11 protein-coding genes are annotated in these 15,064 nt (G+C 70.6%); 2 read left to right on the top strand and 9 right to left on the bottom strand.

What is annotated here, in order from left to right; genetic code table 11:
- The first annotated feature begins 2 nt into the window (after positions 1–2).
- Entirely contained in the window at positions 3–506 is a 504-nt protein-coding gene (locus tag HAV39_RS15910; protein WP_191839980.1) for a GNAT family N-acetyltransferase, read from the top strand.
- A 6-nt stretch (positions 507–512) separates the two neighbouring features.
- Here HAV39_RS15910 and HAV39_RS15905 read toward each other — a convergent pair whose 3' ends face one another.
- Positions 513–1,541 (bottom strand): LacI family DNA-binding transcriptional regulator, encoded by a 1,029-nt coding sequence (locus tag HAV39_RS15905; protein ID WP_191839979.1) that lies wholly within the window; start codon positions 1,539–1,541, stop codon positions 513–515.
- A gap of 276 nt (positions 1,542–1,817) precedes the next feature.
- On the opposite strand from HAV39_RS15905, the gene HAV39_RS15900 reads away from it, so the two are divergent.
- Complete coding sequence (locus HAV39_RS15900) at positions 1,818–4,562, top strand: beta-L-arabinofuranosidase domain-containing protein (protein ID WP_191839978.1); 2,745 nt, start codon at positions 1,818–1,820, stop codon at positions 4,560–4,562.
- 176 nt (positions 4,563–4,738) lie between these two features.
- On the opposite strand, the gene HAV39_RS15895 is transcribed toward HAV39_RS15900, so the two are convergent.
- From HAV39_RS15895 to araB, 8 genes are all read right to left on the bottom strand, one after another.
- Entirely contained in the window at positions 4,739–5,752 is a 1,014-nt protein-coding gene (locus HAV39_RS15895; RefSeq protein ID WP_191839977.1) for a LacI family DNA-binding transcriptional regulator, read from the bottom strand.
- 130 nt (positions 5,753–5,882) lie between these two features.
- A complete protein-coding gene (araA, locus tag HAV39_RS15890) occupies positions 5,883–7,385 on the bottom strand; it encodes an L-arabinose isomerase (RefSeq protein ID WP_191839976.1) in 1,503 nt (500 codons plus the stop codon).
- Positions 7,386–7,415: 30 nt separating this feature from the next.
- On the bottom strand, positions 7,416–8,405 hold the full coding sequence (yjfF, locus tag HAV39_RS15885) for a galactofuranose ABC transporter, permease protein YjfF (protein ID WP_191839975.1): 990 nt from the start codon (positions 8,403–8,405) through the stop codon (positions 7,416–7,418).
- A complete protein-coding gene (locus tag HAV39_RS15880; protein ID WP_191839974.1) occupies positions 8,402–9,472 on the bottom strand; it encodes an ABC transporter permease in 1,071 nt (356 codons plus the stop codon). Before HAV39_RS15880 ends, yjfF begins: the two co-directional genes overlap by 4 nt.
- Before the next feature lie 67 nt (positions 9,473–9,539).
- Positions 9,540–11,081 carry a sugar ABC transporter ATP-binding protein gene (locus HAV39_RS15875; protein WP_120315373.1) on the bottom strand — a complete coding sequence of 514 codons (1,542 nt, stop codon included), beginning with the start codon at positions 11,079–11,081 and terminating at the stop codon, positions 9,540–9,542.
- Between the two features lie 178 nt (positions 11,082–11,259).
- Positions 11,260–12,261, bottom strand: coding sequence for an ABC transporter substrate-binding protein (locus HAV39_RS15870; RefSeq protein WP_191839973.1), 1,002 nt, complete (start codon positions 12,259–12,261; stop codon positions 11,260–11,262).
- A 145-nt stretch (positions 12,262–12,406) separates the two neighbouring features.
- Complete coding sequence (locus HAV39_RS15865; protein WP_191839972.1) at positions 12,407–13,072, bottom strand: L-ribulose-5-phosphate 4-epimerase; 666 nt, start codon at positions 13,070–13,072, stop codon at positions 12,407–12,409.
- Positions 13,069–14,736 (bottom strand): ribulokinase, encoded by a 1,668-nt coding sequence (gene araB, locus HAV39_RS15860; protein WP_191839971.1) that lies wholly within the window; start codon positions 14,734–14,736, stop codon positions 13,069–13,071. Before araB ends, HAV39_RS15865 begins: the two co-directional genes overlap by 4 nt.
- Positions 14,737–15,064 lie beyond the last annotated feature (328 nt).

The raw sequence follows: 15,064 nt of genomic DNA, 5'->3' as shown, positions 1-15,064 counted from the left end.
CGGTGATCCGTTCTGCCGGCATCGAGGATGCCGCCCCCATCGGCCGAATCAAGGTCCGGTCCTGGACCTCGGCGTACGCGGAGTTCATGCCCGCGTCGCTGCTCGGCGCACTCGACCCGGACCAGGAAGCCGCGGACTGGGCCGCATACGTGACCGCCATACCGGACGGGCACCGGTTGTGGGTGGCCGACGTGGACGGTGCCGTCGTCGGCTTCTGCCGCACGGGCCCCGCCGTCGACGATCCGGACCTCGGCCCGCACGCCGGTGAGGTGTACGGGCTGTACGTCGACCCCGACCACGTAGGGGCAGGGCTCGGCAGGCTGCTGTTCGGTCACGCCGTGGCCGACCTCCGAGCCCGGGGCCACCGGCCCGCCTACGTGTACGCGTATCAGCCGAACGTCGGCGCGATCCGCTTCTACCAGCGCGCCGGCTTCGCCCTCGACGGCACGACCCGCCTGGACGACGAGATCGGAGTGGTCGAGCTGCGGCTGGTCGACGGACGCTGAGCGACCTCAGCGCGCGGGCGGCGGACCGCTGCTGGCCCGCACGACCAGCGAGGGCGGCACCCGAGGGTGGCGCGGCACGCCCAGCGGCCGGTCGACGCCGAGCAGTTCCAGCAGCGCCGCCAGGCAGCGCCGGCCGACCTCGTCGAAGTCCTGCCGGACGGTGGTCAGCGGTGGGGACAGGTAGGCGGCCTCGGGGATGTCGTCGAAGCCGACGACGCTCACGTCCTCCGGCACCCGGATGCCGCGCTCGTGCAGCGCCCGCAGCATGCCCAGCGCCTGCTGGTCGTTGGCGCAGAACACAGCGGTCACGTCGCCCCGCTCGGCCAGCTCACGGCCTGCCTCGTAACCCGAGCGCGGGCTCCAGTCACCGGCGAGCACCGGCGGAACGCGCCGGCCGGCCTCCTCCAGGGCCGCCCGCCAGCCGTCGACCCGGTCCCGGGCCTCCAGCCAGTCCTTGGGACCGGACAGGTGCCACACCGTCTCGTGGCCCAGGTCCAGCAGGTGCTCGACGGCCAGCCGCGCGCCCGCGACCTGGTCGACGGAGATGGTCGGCAGGTCGCCCGCCATGTCCGACTCGACCACGACCGCCGGCACGCCGGCCGGCAGGCTGCCCGCCGCCGCGGCCGCCGTCAGCAGCGGGGCGATGATCACGACACCGGCCACGGACTGCTCGGCCAGCCGGTTCACCGCCTCGACCACGCCGCTGCGATCGAGCCGCTCCAGGGCCACGATACTGATGCCGTATCCGGCATGCCGGGCCGCCCGCTCGATCCCGAGCAGGGTGGCGGCGGGGCCGTGCAGGATGGTGTCGAAGCTGACCACACCGATGACCCGCGAGCGCCGCCCGGCCAGCCCACGGGCCAGCGCGTTCGGCCGGTAGTTGAGCTGCTTCACCGCGCGCAGCACTCGCTCGCGGGTCTCGTCGCGCACGCTCGGGTGTTCGTTCAGCACCCGGGACACGGTCTGGTGGGACACGCCGGCGAGGCGCGCGACATCCTTGATCACCGCTGCCCGGGCGGCCGGCTGCTGACTCATCGTGACCCCCTGTCGGCGCATCGTACCCCACGCACGATCTTCGGATTTCAGCCTCGAACCCCGCGCCCACCAGCAACCCGACGGAAACATTTTCGGAACGTCTTGACGCCCCGATTGTTATCGGTCACATTCATGGGGCGGGATCGAGGGCGCACGATGTAATCACGTCGGCCTGCGCCGTAGTGGATGGTTCTGCTGTCCCGTCAACGCGTCGCAGGGAAGTCGTGTGATCGGTAACTCGATCCTCGTCTCACCCCACCACGTCAAGGAGTTCCCATGGGGTCACCGTCCCTCAGCCGTCGCCGTCTGTTGCAGGCGGCCGGCGTCGCCACCGCGGCCGCTGCCGCGCCCGCCCTCGCCGCCACCGAAGCCGCCGCCGCCGCGATCCCCCCGGCCCGCGCCGATACCGGGGTGTCGGCGTACGCCTTCGACCTCTCGGAGGTGCGCCTCACCACCGGCCGCTGGCTGGACAACCAGAACCGCACCCTGAGTTACCTGCGTGACGTCAGCGTCGACCGGCTGCTCTACGTGTTCCGCGCCAACCACCGACTGTCCACCAACGGGGCCGCGGCCACCGGCGGCTGGGAGGCCCCCACCTTCCCGTTCCGCAGCCACAGCCAGGGCCACTTCCTCACCGCGTGGGCGCAGGCCTGGGCCGTGCTCGGCGACACCACGTGCCGCGACAAGGCCAACCAGATGGTCGCCGCCCTGGCCGCATGCCAGGCCAACAACAGCAGCGCCGGGTTCACCGCCGGCTACCTGTCCGGCTTCCCCGAGTCCGACTTCACCGCCCTGGAAGCCCGCACCCTGAGCAACGGCAACGTGCCCTACTACGCCCTGCACAAGACCCTGGCCGGGTTGCTGGACGTGTGGCGGCTGATCGGCAGCACCCAGGCCCGCGACGTGCTGCTGAGCCTGGCCGGCTGGGTCGACTGGCGCACCGGCCGGCTCAGCGGCGCACAGATGCAGGCCATGCTGGGCACCGAGTTCGGCGGCATGAACGCCGTGCTGACCGACCTCTACCAGCAGACGGACGACACCCGCTGGCTGACCGCCGCACAGCGCTTCGACCACGCCACGGTTTTCAACCCCCTGGCTTCGAACCAGGACCAGCTCAGCGGCCTGCACGCCAACACCCAGGTGCCCAAGTGGATCGGCGCGGCCCGGGAGTACAAGGCGACCGGCACCACCCGCTACCGCGACATCGCGGGCAACGCGTGGAACATCTGCGTCAACGCGCACAGCTACGTGATCGGCGGCAACAGCCAGGCCGAGCACTTCCGCGCCCCCAACGCCATCGCCGCATACCTCAACACCGACACCGCCGAGGCCTGCAACACGTACAACATGCTCAAACTGACCCGCGAGCTGTGGCTGCTCAACCCCGACAACGCCGCGTACTTCGACTTCTACGAGCGCGCGCTGCTCAACCACCTCATCGGCCAGCAGAACCCGGCCGACAGCCACGGGCATTTCACGTACTTCACCCCGCTCAACCCCGGCGGTCGCCGCGGTGTCGGCCCGGCCTGGGGCGGGGGCACCTGGAGCACCGACTACACCACCTTCTGGTGCTGCCAGGGCACCGGCATCGAGACCAACACGAAGCTGGCCGACTCGATCTACTTCTACAACGGCACCACGCTGACCGTGAACCTGTACACGCCGTCGGTGCTGACCTGGACCTCGCGCGGGATCACGGTCACCCAGACCACCACGTACCCGGTCAGTGACACCACGACCCTCACGGTGACCGGCAGTGCCGGCGGATCGTGGTCGATGCGGCTGCGCATCCCCTCCTGGACCACCGGGGCCACTGTCAGCGTCAACGGAACCGCCCAGAGCATCACCACGACGCCGGGCACGTACGCCACCCTGACCCGGTCCTGGACCTCCGGCGACGTCGTGACCGTCAAGCTGCCCATGCGGGTGGTCATGAAGGCGGCCAACGACAACGCCAACGTCTCCGCGGTCACCTACGGCCCGGTCGTGCTCGCCGGCAACTACGGCAACACGTCGCTGTCCGCACTGCCCAGCCTCACTCCGAGTACGGTGACCCGCAGCAGCACCAGCTCGCTGGCGTTCACCGCCACCGCCAACGGCGCGACAGTCAACCTCGCCCCGTTCTACGACGCGCACGGCTACAACTACACGGTCTACTGGAACGCCTCCGGGCAGGGCGGCACCACCGCGGGCGCGGTGTTCCGGCTGGCCAACGCGGCCAGCGGGCTGGTCCTCGGGGTGCAGAACATGTCAACCGCCGACGGCGGGCTAGCCGTGCAGTGGACCGACAACGGCACCGCCGACCACAACTGGGAGCTGATCGTCGACGGCTCGGCGCTGCGGCTGCGCAACGCCAACAGCGGCAAGGTGCTCGGCGTGGAGAACATGTCCACCGCCGACAACGCCCGGGTGATGCAGTGGGCCGACAACGGCACCGCCGACCACCGCTGGACGGTCGTCGACAACGGCGACGGCTCCCACAAGCTGCGCAACGTGCACACCGGCAAGCTGCTGGCGATCCTCAGCGGCTCCACCGCCAACGGCGCGCAGGCCGTGCAGGACCCCGACAACGGCAGCACCGACAACCTCTGGCGCTTCGTGCCCGAGGGCGCGCGCCGCATCCAGAACCTCGCCTCCGGGCTGGTCCTGGGCGTGCAGAACATGTCGACCGCGGACGGCGGCCTGGTGCTGCAGTGGGGCGACACCGGCACCGCCGACCACCTCTGGACCGCCGTCGTCGACACCGGCGGCTACCTGCGGCTGCGCAACGGCAACAGCGCCAAGGTGCTCGGCGTGGAGAACATGTCCACCGCCACCGGCGCCCGGATCATGCAGTGGGCCGACAACGGCACCGCCGACCACCGCTGGCGCCTGCGCCACGCCGCCAACGGCGCCTTCCGCATCCAATGCGCCAACGGCGGCAAGGTCCTCGCCGTCAGCGGTGCCTCCACCGCCCAGGGCACCCAGATCGTCACCGCCGACGACTCCACCGCCAACGACCGCCTATGGCGCTTCCTCTGACGGTCCCCTTGCTCCACCCGCCGACCCGGCGCACACCACCGGGTCGGCCCTCCCTTGATCGTTCGACCTGCCTGGCACATGGGTGAACAGCCCGGCAAGATACGCACAGGTGCCAGGCAAGTCAGACGATCAAGGCAAGGGCGGCCGCCTCGTGGGCGGCGTACCGGATGGGTGGGTCAGGCGGGTGGGCCGCTGCTGGCGCGGACCATGAGGGTCGGGGCGACGCGCGGGTGGGGCGGGGCGTCGGGCAGGTCCGCGTCGAGCAGGTCCAGGAGGGCGGCGAGGCAGCGGCGGCCGACCTCGTCGAAGTCCTGGCGGACGGTGGTCAGCGGCGGGGACAGGTATTCCGCCTCGGGGATGTCGTCGAAGCCGACGATGCTGACGTCCTCGGGCACCCGGATGCCGCGTTCGTGCAGCGCCCGCAGCATGCCCAGGGCCTGCTGGTCGTTGGCGCAGAACACGGCGGTGACGTCGGAACCGATCCGGTGGCCCGCCTCGTAACCCGAGCGCGGGCTCCAGTCGCCGACGATCACCGCCGGAACGCGGCGGCCCGCGGCTTCCAGGGCCTGCCGCCAGCCGTCGACCCGGTCGCGGGCCTCCAGCCAGTCCTTGGGCCCGGTCAGGTGCCACACGGTCTCGTGGCCGAGTTCGAGCAGGTGCTCCACCGCCAGGCGGGCCCCGGCGACCTGGTCCACGGAGATGGTCGGCAGGTCCCCGGCGATGTCGGACTCGACCACCACGGCGGGCACGCCGGTCGGCAGGCTGTGCGCCGCGGCGGCGGCGGTCAGCAGCGGCGCGATGATGACGACACCGGCCACGGACTGCTCGGTGAGCCGGTTGACGGCCTCGGTGACACCGGCGCGGTCGAGCTTCTCCAGGGCGACGATGCTGATGCCGTAGCCCGCGTGGCGGGCGGCCCGCTCGACGCCGAGCAGGGTGGCGGCGGGGCCGTAGAGGATGGTGTCGAAACTGACCACGCCGATGACGCGCGAGCGCCGCCCGGCCAGGCCGCGAGCCAGCGCGTTGGGCCGGTAGTTGAGCTGCTTGACGGCCACCAGCACCCGCTCACGGGTCTCGTCGCGCACGCTCGGGTGGTTGTTGAGCACCCGGGACACGGTCTGGTGCGACACCCCGGCGAGGCGGGCGACATCGTTCATCACCGCCGCTCGGGCGGCCGGCTGCTGACTCATCGTGACTCCCCTGACGGCACATCGTATCGCATGTTGATCATCTTTCGTCGCGGACGGCCGACAGGACGACGGATGCGTGCGCCCCGGCCCACTCGGGCACACGCATCCGTCGTCATCGGTGAAGTAGGGGTCAGAATCCGCGGGCCAGCCGGTAGTACGCCTGGTTCCAGCGGATCTCGTCGGCGAACCGTCGGGTGGTGGTGTCGGCGTCGATCACGACCAGTTCGGTGCGTGCCATCTCGGCCAGGTCGTGCAGCTCCTCGACACCCACGGCCTGCGACAGCACGGTGTGGTGCGGAGCCCCGGCGGTGATCCACGCCTCGGCGGAGCCGGCCAGCGACGGCCGGGGACGCCACACCGCGCGGGCGACCGGCAGCTTCGGCAGCGGCTGCGGCGGGGCGACGACGTCGACCTCGTTGGCCACCAGCCGGAACCGCTCGCCCATGTCGGCCAGACCCATCACCACGGCAGGGCCGGGCTGGGCGTCGAACACCAGGCGGACCGGGTCCTCCCGGCCGCCGATGCTCAGCGGGTGGATCTCCACGTTCGGTGTGTCCGCGGCGATGGTCGGGCAGACCTCCAGCATGTGCGCGCCGAGCACCAGCTCCTGGCCCGGGGTGAGGTCGTAGGTGTAGTCCTCCATGAACGAGGTGCCGCCGGTGGTGCCGACCGACATCGCCTTCAGCGTGCGCACCAGCACCGAGGTCTTCCAGTCGCCCTCGCCGCCGAAGCCGTAGCCGTCGGCCATCAGCCGCTGCACCGCGATGCCGGGCAGCTGCCGCAGGCCGCCCAGGTCCTCGAAGTTGGTGGTGAAGGCGCGGAAGCCGCCCGCCTCCAGGAAGTTGCGCAGGCCGGCCTCGATGCGGGCGGCGTAGCGCAGCGACTCGTGGCGCTCGCCGCCGGCCCGCAGCTCGGCGGTGACCCGGTAGCTGTCCTCGTACACCTTGACCAGCTCGTCGATCTGCGTGGCGGGCACCGCCTCCACGGCGTCGACCAGGTCGTTGACGCCGTAGGTGTTGACCGAGACGCCGAAGCGCAGCTCCGCCTCGACCTTGTCGCCCTCGGTCACCGCGACGTCGCGCATGTTGTCGCCGAACCGGGCCAGCCGCAGCGAGCGCATCGCCGCCCAGCCGATCGACGCCCGGGTCCACGCGCCGACCCGGGCGACCACCCGCGGGTCGGACACGTGGCCCGCGACGGTCTTGCGGGCGACGCCGAGCCGGGTCTGGATGTACCCGAACTCGCGGTCGCCGTGCGCGGCCTGGTTGAGATTCATGAAGTCCATGTCGATCTCGTCCCAGGGCAGCAGCACGTTCGCCTGGGTGTGCAGGTGCAGCAGCGGCGTCGTCAACGCATCCAGCCCGGAGATCCACATCTTCGCCGGGGAGAAGGTGTGCATCCAGGCGATCACCCCGACGGCGCCCTGCGCGGCGGCCTCGCGGCACACCTGCAGGATCTCGCCGCTGGAGGTGAGGACGGGCTTCCAGACCACCCGCGCCGGGATGTCCGGCGACTCGTCGAGGATCCGGGCGATCTCCCGGGACTGGCCGGCGACCTGGCGCAGGGTCTCTTCGCCGTACATGCCCTGGCTGCCGGTGAGGAACCAGACCTCGGGCTGGGGATGCGTTGTCATGTGCTTGCCTTCCGCGATACGGGTTCGGGGTTACTTCTTGCGGATGCCGATGAGGCGTTGGAGCAGGATGAACGCGAACAGCAACCCGCCGATCACGATCTTGGTCCACCACGAGTTGAGGCTGCCGTCGAAGGTGATGAGGGTCCGGATCACGCCGAGCACGAGCACCCCGAGCACCGTGCCGAACACGTACCCGGAGCCGCCGGTGAGCACCGTGCCGCCGATGACGACCGCGGCGATGACGTCGAGTTCCATGCCGACCGCGATCAGCGGGGCGCCGGACAGGGTGTAGAACGACAGCAGGATGCCGCCGATCGCCGAGCACAGGCCGCTGATGACGTACACCGCGATCTTCGTCTGGCCCACGGGCAGGCCCATGAGCAGCGCCGACTGCTGGTTGCCGCCGAGCGCGTAGACGTTGCGGCCCAAGCGGGTGTACGCGAGCACGAACGCGCCGACGAGCACGACCGCGAACGCGACCAGCACGCTGATCGACACGAAGTTGCCGCTCGGGTTGCCGATGCGTTCCTGGGCCATGCTGGTCCAGAACGGATCGGTGATCGGGATCGACGACTTGCTGATGAACGTGCACATGCCGCGGGCGAAGAACATGCCGGCCAGCGTCACGATGAACGGCTGGATCTCGAAGAAGTGGATCACGCAGCCCATCAGGAAGCCCAGCGTCGGGCCGACGAGCAGCGCGATCACCAGCACCGCCGCGGGGGGCATGCCGCCCTGCAGCAGCGATGCCGACATCATCGCGGTCATCGCCACGACCGAGCCCACGGACAGGTCGATGCCGCCGGTGAGGATGACGAAGGTCATGCCGACCGCGACGACGAGCAGGAATCCGTTGTCGATGAAGACGTTGAACACGACCTGCACGTTGGAGAAGGCGCGGTACTGCGAGACGCCGACGCCGTACATGACCAGCAGCAGGGTGAGCGTGGCCAGCACCGGCACGTACCGCTGCGGGATGCGCCACCAGTCGCGGGTGGCGGTGAGTGGGGTCGTGGTCATGCCGGCACCTGCTCCTTGCTCTGGTCGACCGCCGTCGGCGCGACGGGCGCGACGGGTCGCCGGCGCGCGAACTTGGCCCGGAACGCGGGGGCCTGGACGAGGCAGACGATGATCACGACCACTGCCTTGAACAGCAGCGAGGTCTGCGGCGAGATGTTCATCGCGTACACGGTGGTGGTCAGGGTCTGGATGAGCAGCGCGCCGAGGATGGTGCCGCTGAGCGAGAACCGCCCGCCGGCCAGCGACGTGCCGCCGATCACGACGGCGAGGATCGCGTCGAGCTCGATCCACAGGCCGGCCGCGTTGCCGTCGGCGCTGGACACGTTCGCGGTGACCATGAACCCGGCGATGCCGGCGCACACCGCGCTGATGACGTACACCAGGAAGGTGATGCGGGCCGAGCGGATGCCGGCCAGCCGGCTGGCCTCGGCGTTGCCGCCCACCGACTCGATGATCATGCCGAGCGCGGTACGCCGGGTGACCGCGGCGACCAGCAGGGCCACCCCGGCCGCGATGAAGATGGCCAGCGGCAGGGTGAGCAGGTAGCCGACCCCGACCGACTTGTACGGCTCGGAGTTGATGGTGATGATCTGGCCCTCGGTGATCAGCTGGGCGAGGCCGCGGCCGGCCACCATCAGGATCAGCGTGGCGATGATCGGCTGGATGCCGATGATCGAGACGAGCGCCCCGTTCCAGGCGCCCAGCACCAGCGAGAGCCCGATGCCCAGGGCCAGCGCCACCAGCACGCCGCCGAGGGCGTTCTGGTCCGGCTGCCGGCTGATGTGCAGGCAGGCGATCGCGCCGCTGATCGCGCACATCGAGCCGACCGACAGGTCGATGCCGCCGGTGGCGATGACCAGCGTCATGCCGAGCCCGACCAGGATCAGCGGGGCGGCCAGCCGCAGGATGTCGACGAGGCTGCCGTAGAGGTGGCCGTCCTTCATCTCGACCGTCAGGAATCCGGGCCGGTAGATCGTGTTGGCGACCAGCAGCGCCACCAGCGCGACGACGGGCCAGAACAGCGAGTGGCCGGAGACGGCGGCCCACCGTGCCTTGGCGGTGCTCATGCCTTCTCCTCGCTTCGCTCGCCGACGACATGTGGCATGAGCCTGCTGATTCGCTCGCTGCGCTCACTCATGCTCGGGCCCCTTCGTGGTGCGTGCCGCTGGCGATGGTCTGCATGACGAGGTCGGCGTCCACCGTGTGGTCGTTGGCCAGTTCGGTGACCAGCTGCCGGTCGCGCATGACCGCGATCTTGTGGCTGAGCCGCAGCACCTCCTCCAGCTCGGCGGAGATGAACAGCACCGCCATGCCGCCGTCGGACAGCTGCACGACCAGCTTCTGGATCTCGGCCTTGGCGCCGACGTCGATGCCGCGGGTGGGCTCGTCGAGGATCAGCAGCCGCGGCTCGGTGATCAGCCAGCGGGCCAGCAGGACCTTCTGCTGGTTGCCGCCGGACAGGTTGCGCACCGGGATCTCGGGATCGGCCGGGCGGATGCTCAGCGCCTTGACGTACTTGTCGACCAGCTCGTCCTGCCGGCGGCGCGGGATGGGCCGCAGCCAGCCCCGGGCGGCCTGCATGGCGAGGATGATGTTCTCGCGCACGCTCAGCTCGCCGACCAGGCCCTCGGTGCGCCGGTTCTCGGAGCAGAACGCGATGTCGTGGCCGATCGCGGCGATCGGGCTGCGCAGCGGCGCGGACTTGCCGTCGATGGCGACCTTGCCGTGGTCGGCGCGGTCCGCGCCGAACAGCAGGCGGGCCACCTCGGTGCGGCCGGAGCCGAGCAGCCCGGCCAGGCCGACGACCTCCCCGGCGTGGATGGTGAGGCTGAACGGCGTCACCGAACCCTTGCGGCCCAGCTCTTCGGCCTGCAGGAACGGCGTGCCCGCCTCGATCGCGCGCACATCCCGCTTGGACTGCTCGTCCAGGCTCTCCAGCACGTCGAGTTCCTTGCCGATCATCTTCTCGACCAGGGCGAGCTGGGGCAGCTCCGCGATCGGGTACTCCCCCACCAGGCGGCCGTTGCGCAGCACGGTGATCCGGTCGGCGATGCCGTAGACCTGGTCGAGGAAGTGGGTCACGAAGATGATCGCGATGCCCTCGTCGCGCAGCTGGCGCATGATGCGGAACAGCTGCTCCACCTCGGTCGCGTCGAGGCTGGAGGTGGGCTCGTCGAGGATGAGCACCCGGGCCTGGATGTCGATGGCGCGGGCGATGGCGACCATCTGCTGCACGGCGAGGGAGTACGTGCCCAGCAGCTGCGTCACGTCGATGTGCAGGTCGAGACGGGCCAGCAGGTCACGGGCGCGGCGGCGCATCTCGCCCCAGCGGATCGCGCCCAGGGTGCGCGGCTCGCGCCCGATGAAGATGTTCTCCGCCACCGACAGGTTGGCGCAGAGGTTGACCTCCTGGTAGACGGTGCTCACTCCGGAGGCGGCGGCCTGCATGGGGCCGCTGAACGACACCTGCTGCCCGGCCAGCTCGACGGTCCCCGCGTCGTGGGAGTACACGCCGGTCAGCACCTTGATCAGGGTTGACTTGCCGGCGCCGTTCTCGCCCATGAGGGCGTGCACCTCGCCGGGGAACAGCCGGAAGTCGACGCCGTCGAGCGCGCGCACCCCCGGGAAGGACTTGCTGATGGCGGTCATCGTCAGGACCGGTTGCCTACCCGACATCCCATCCGACCTTTCGCTGAGTACGTGGGCAAGGGTCGCCGCGGCCGTCCGGCAGCGGACTGGGTCGGCTCGGCGGCGAGGACGTCGGCCGGTCGCGGTGTGCCCCGCGGATCCGGCTCCGTCTGCGGTGAGGTGAGGACGGGGCCGCCGCACGGCGTGCGGCGGCCCCGGGGTGCGATCAGTACTTGCGGGTCGGCAGCGCGGCCTTGGCCTGCTCCGGCGTGAAGGTGGTCTCCTGGGTCTCGATGCGCTGGGGGATGGTCTCCCCGGCCTTGACCTTCTTGACCAGGTCCATCAGCTGGGGCCCGAGCAGCGGGCTGCACTCCGCGATGAAGTTGAACTTGCCGTCGGCCAGGGCCTGCATGCCGTCCTTGACCGCGTCGATCGTAATGATCTTGATGTCCTTGCCCGGCACCTTGCCCGCGGCGGTGATCGCCTCGAGCGCGCCCAGACCCATGTCGTCGTTGTGCGCGAACAGCACGTCGATCTTCGGGTTGGCCTTCAGGAACTGCTCCATGACGGCCTTGCCGCCGGCGCGGGTGAACTCACCGGTCTGCGACGCGATGATCTTCAGGTTCGGGTTGGCCGCGATGGCCTCGCCGAAGCCTTTCTTGCGGTCGTTGGCCGGGGCCGAACCCGTGGTGCCCTGCAGCTCCACGATGTTCACCGGGCCGGTGGCCGTCTTGGTCTCGTTGACCAGCCACTCACCGGAGAGCTTGCCCTCCTTGACGAAGTCCGAGCCGATGAACGTCTTGTACAGCGACTTGTCCGCCGAGTCCACCGAGCGGTCGGTCAGGATCACCGGGATGCCGGCGTCCTTGGCCTCCTTGAGCACGGTGTCCCAACCCGACTCCACCACCGGCGAGAAGGCGATGACGTCGACCTTCTGCTGGATGTAGTTGCGGATCGCGGTGATCTGGTTCTCCTGCTTGCCCTGCGCGTCGTCGAACTTCAGCTCGATGTTGGCCTCCTTGGCGGATTCCTTGATCGAGTTGGTGTTCGCGGTGCGCCAGCCGCTCTCGGCGCCGACCTGCGAGAAGCCGAGCGTCAGCTTGCCGTCGTCGGCCGGCGTGTCGCCGGTGTCGCTGTTGCCGCACGCGGCCATGCCGGTCGCGAGCAGAGTTGCGGTCAACACCGCGACGGCGCGGCGTCGCGTGATGGCCTTGCCCATGGTGAGCATGCGATCTCCTTGGATGAGGATGGGCCTACCCCCGCGCGCCGTGTGGGACGTCGGCGCGCGGCCTGCGCTGTGGTGCTGGTGGAGCGGTGATGCTGCGGTGAGAGAGTCGGGGTGGTGCCACCGCCGGCGCCGAACCGGCGGACATCTAGCGGCCGGACTGGCCGTACACGTTCTGGTAGCGGTCGTAGAGGGAGTCCACATCCGCCTGCGCCATCGGCAGCGGCTGCCCCAGCGCCCTGGCCAGGTGCGCGGTGCGGGCGACGTCCTCGCACATCACCGCCGCCTTGACCGCGGCCCGGGCGTCCTTGCCGATGGTGAAGACGCCGTGGTTGCGCATCAGCACCGCCGGCGAGCGGTGCCCGGACAGGGTGGCCACGATGCCCTTGCCGATGTCGTCGCCGCCGATCAGCGCGAAGGGCCCGATCGGGATCTCCCCGCCGAACTCGTCGGCCTGCGCCGTCAGGTGGCACGGGATGGCCTCGCCCCGCGCCGCCCACGCCGTGGCGTACGTGCTGTGCGTGTGCACCACCCCGCCCACCTCGGGCATGGCCCGGTAGACGTAGGCGTGCGCGGCGGTGTCGCTCGACGGCGACAGGTCGCCCTCGACGACCACGCCGTCCAGATCGCAGACGATCATGTTGGCCGGGGCGAGGTCGTCGTAGGACACCCCGCTGGGCTTGATGACCAGCAGCTCCTGGCCCGGCACCCGGGCCGACACGTTGCCTGAGGTCCAGGCCACCAGCCCGTATCGCGTCAGCTCCCCGTGCAGCGACGAGACGGTCTGCCGCAACGCCGCGATGACCTCGCTCATGCCGCCACCCCCAGCGCCACCGTCGGCTCGTCGGCCGAGCGCTGCTGGGCGGCGTTGCGGATGGCGCGCAGGCGGGACATCACGTCGTTCGCACCGCGTCCGAAGTGGTCGTGCAGGGTGCGGTACTCGGCGTAGAGCGCGTCGTAGGCGCGGGCCCGGTCCGGGTCGGGCTGGTAGACGCCCCGCTCGACCCGCCCCATCGCCTCCGACGCCTCGTGCACGTCGACGTAGGCCCCGGCGGCGACCGCGGCGTGGATCGCCGAGCCGAGTGCCGGGCCCTGCGCCGAGCCGATGATGCTCAGCGGCCGGTCGGTCACGTCGGCGTAGATCTGCATCAGCAGCCGGTTCGTGGTCAGGCCACCCGCCACGACCAGCTCGGTGACCGGCACGCCCGCCGCCGCGAACGCCTCGATGATCATGCGGGTGCCGTACGCGGTCGACTCCAGCAGCGCCCGGTAGACGTCGGCCGGCCGGGTGGCCAGGGTCAGCCCGACGAGCAGGCCGGACAGGTCGTGGTTGACCAGCAGCGAGCGGTTGCCGTTCCACCAGTCCAGCGCGATCAGGCCGTGGCCGCCGACCGGCTGCGCGGCGGCCAGCTCCGACAGGCGCTCGTGCGAATCGAAGCCCGCCGGGGCGGCGTGGTCGACATACCAGCCGAAGATGTCGCCGACGCCGCTCTGCCCGGCCTCGTATCCCCAGGCGCCCGGGCTGATGCCGCCGTCGACGACGCCGCACATGCCGGCCACCTCGGCCGGGACCGTGCCGTTGACGACGTGGCAGGTCGAGGTGCCCATGATGGCGACGAGCCGGCCCGGGTCGAGGGCCTGCGCGGCGGCGGCGGTGACGTGCGCGTCGACGTTGCCGACCGCGACCGCGATGCCTTCCGGCAGCCCGGTCCACGCCGCGGCCTCGGCCGTCAGCGAACCCGCCCGGCCGCCCAGCGGCAGCAGCGGACCGTCCAGCTTGGCCACGAAGCCCGCGAAGCCGGGGTTCAGCGCGGCCAGGTAGTCCTTGGAGGGGTAGCTGCCGTCCTGGAAGATGCCCTTGTAGCCGGCGGTGCAGACGTTGCGGGTCTCGACCCCGCAGAGCTGCCAGATGATCCAGTCAGCGGCTTCGATCCAGCGCTCGGCCCGGTCGTAGACCTCCGGGTCCTCCTCCAGCAGCTGCAGCCCCTTGGCGTACTGCCACTCCGCGGAGATCTTGCCGCCGTATCGGCCGATCCACGGCTCGCCGCGCTCGTGGGCCAGGGCGTTGATGCGGTCGGCGTGCGGCTGCGCGGCGTGGTGCTTCCACAGCTTCACCCACGCGTGCGGGCGGTGGCGCAGCTCCGGCAGCTCGCACAGCGGCGTGCCGTCGGCCAGCGCCGGCAGCACCGTGCACGCGGTGAAGTCGGTGCCGATGCCGATCACGTCGGCCGGGTCGACGCCCGCCGCGGCCAGCGCTGCCGGGACCGCGTAACGCAGCACGTCGCGGTAGTCGTCGGGGTCCTGCAGCGCCCAGTCCGGCGGCAGCGGCGCAGCGGAGGCGGCGAGCACGCCGTCCATGACGCCGTGGCGGTACTCGTGCACCGCCGTGCCGACCTCGGCGCCGTCGCTGACCCGGACCACCAGGGCCCGGCCGGACAGCGTGCCGTAGTCGACGCCGACGACGTACCGGTCGCTCATGTCTTCCTCCGCTCGGTTGCTGGCACACAGTGTTAGCGCTCACATCAAGGTGCGTCAAGACACGCCAACGCAACAGATGCGTAACGGCGGCTGGTGCAGAACGACCCAAGAATTTGCGCAACACTTCACGCAGGCGGCATGTGGAATGCGCAGCCCGTCATCGGGCATCCCTTGACGTGAACCGATGTGTGCGTTAACACTATCGCTGCAACCGAGTCCGGCGTTCGACCGGATCGAGTCCGCGGACATGCCGTGCGCCCGGCCGGCGTCGGCAGCTCGACGGCGGGCGGGGGTGGCACTTCATGCGGTGAGAGCGGCACCCCCGCCC

The organism is Catellatospora chokoriensis (assembly GCF_011297315.1).
Classification (GTDB): Bacteria; Actinomycetota; Actinomycetes; order Mycobacteriales; family Micromonosporaceae; genus Catellatospora; species Catellatospora citrea.
This window is presented reverse-complemented; position numbering and strand designations above follow the sequence as displayed.

Bases quoted from the DNA above. Each gene is read 5' to 3' on its own strand.
- HAV39_RS15905 (WP_191839979.1), bottom strand. From the start codon at position 1,541: ATGAGTCAGCAGCCGGCCGCCCGGGCAGCGGTGATCAAGGATGTCGCG.
- HAV39_RS15900 (WP_191839978.1), top strand. From the start codon at position 1,818: ATGGGGTCACCGTCCCTCAGCCGTCGCCGTCTGTTGCAGGCGGCCGGC.
- HAV39_RS15895 (WP_191839977.1), bottom strand. From the start codon at position 5,752: ATGAGTCAGCAGCCGGCCGCCCGAGCGGCGGTGATGAACGATGTCGCC.
- araA (WP_191839976.1), bottom strand. From the start codon at position 7,385: ATGACAACGCATCCCCAGCCCGAGGTCTGGTTCCTCACCGGCAGCCAG.
- yjfF (WP_191839975.1), bottom strand. From the start codon at position 8,405: ATGACCACGACCCCACTCACCGCCACCCGCGACTGGTGGCGCATCCCG.
- HAV39_RS15880 (WP_191839974.1), bottom strand. From the start codon at position 9,472: ATGAGCACCGCCAAGGCACGGTGGGCCGCCGTCTCCGGCCACTCGCTG.
- HAV39_RS15875 (WP_120315373.1), bottom strand. From the start codon at position 11,081: ATGTCGGGTAGGCAACCGGTCCTGACGATGACCGCCATCAGCAAGTCC.
- HAV39_RS15870 (WP_191839973.1), bottom strand. From the start codon at position 12,261: ATGCTCACCATGGGCAAGGCCATCACGCGACGCCGCGCCGTCGCGGTG.
- HAV39_RS15865 (WP_191839972.1), bottom strand. From the start codon at position 13,072: ATGAGCGAGGTCATCGCGGCGTTGCGGCAGACCGTCTCGTCGCTGCAC.
- araB (WP_191839971.1), bottom strand. From the start codon at position 14,736: ATGAGCGACCGGTACGTCGTCGGCGTCGACTACGGCACGCTGTCCGGC.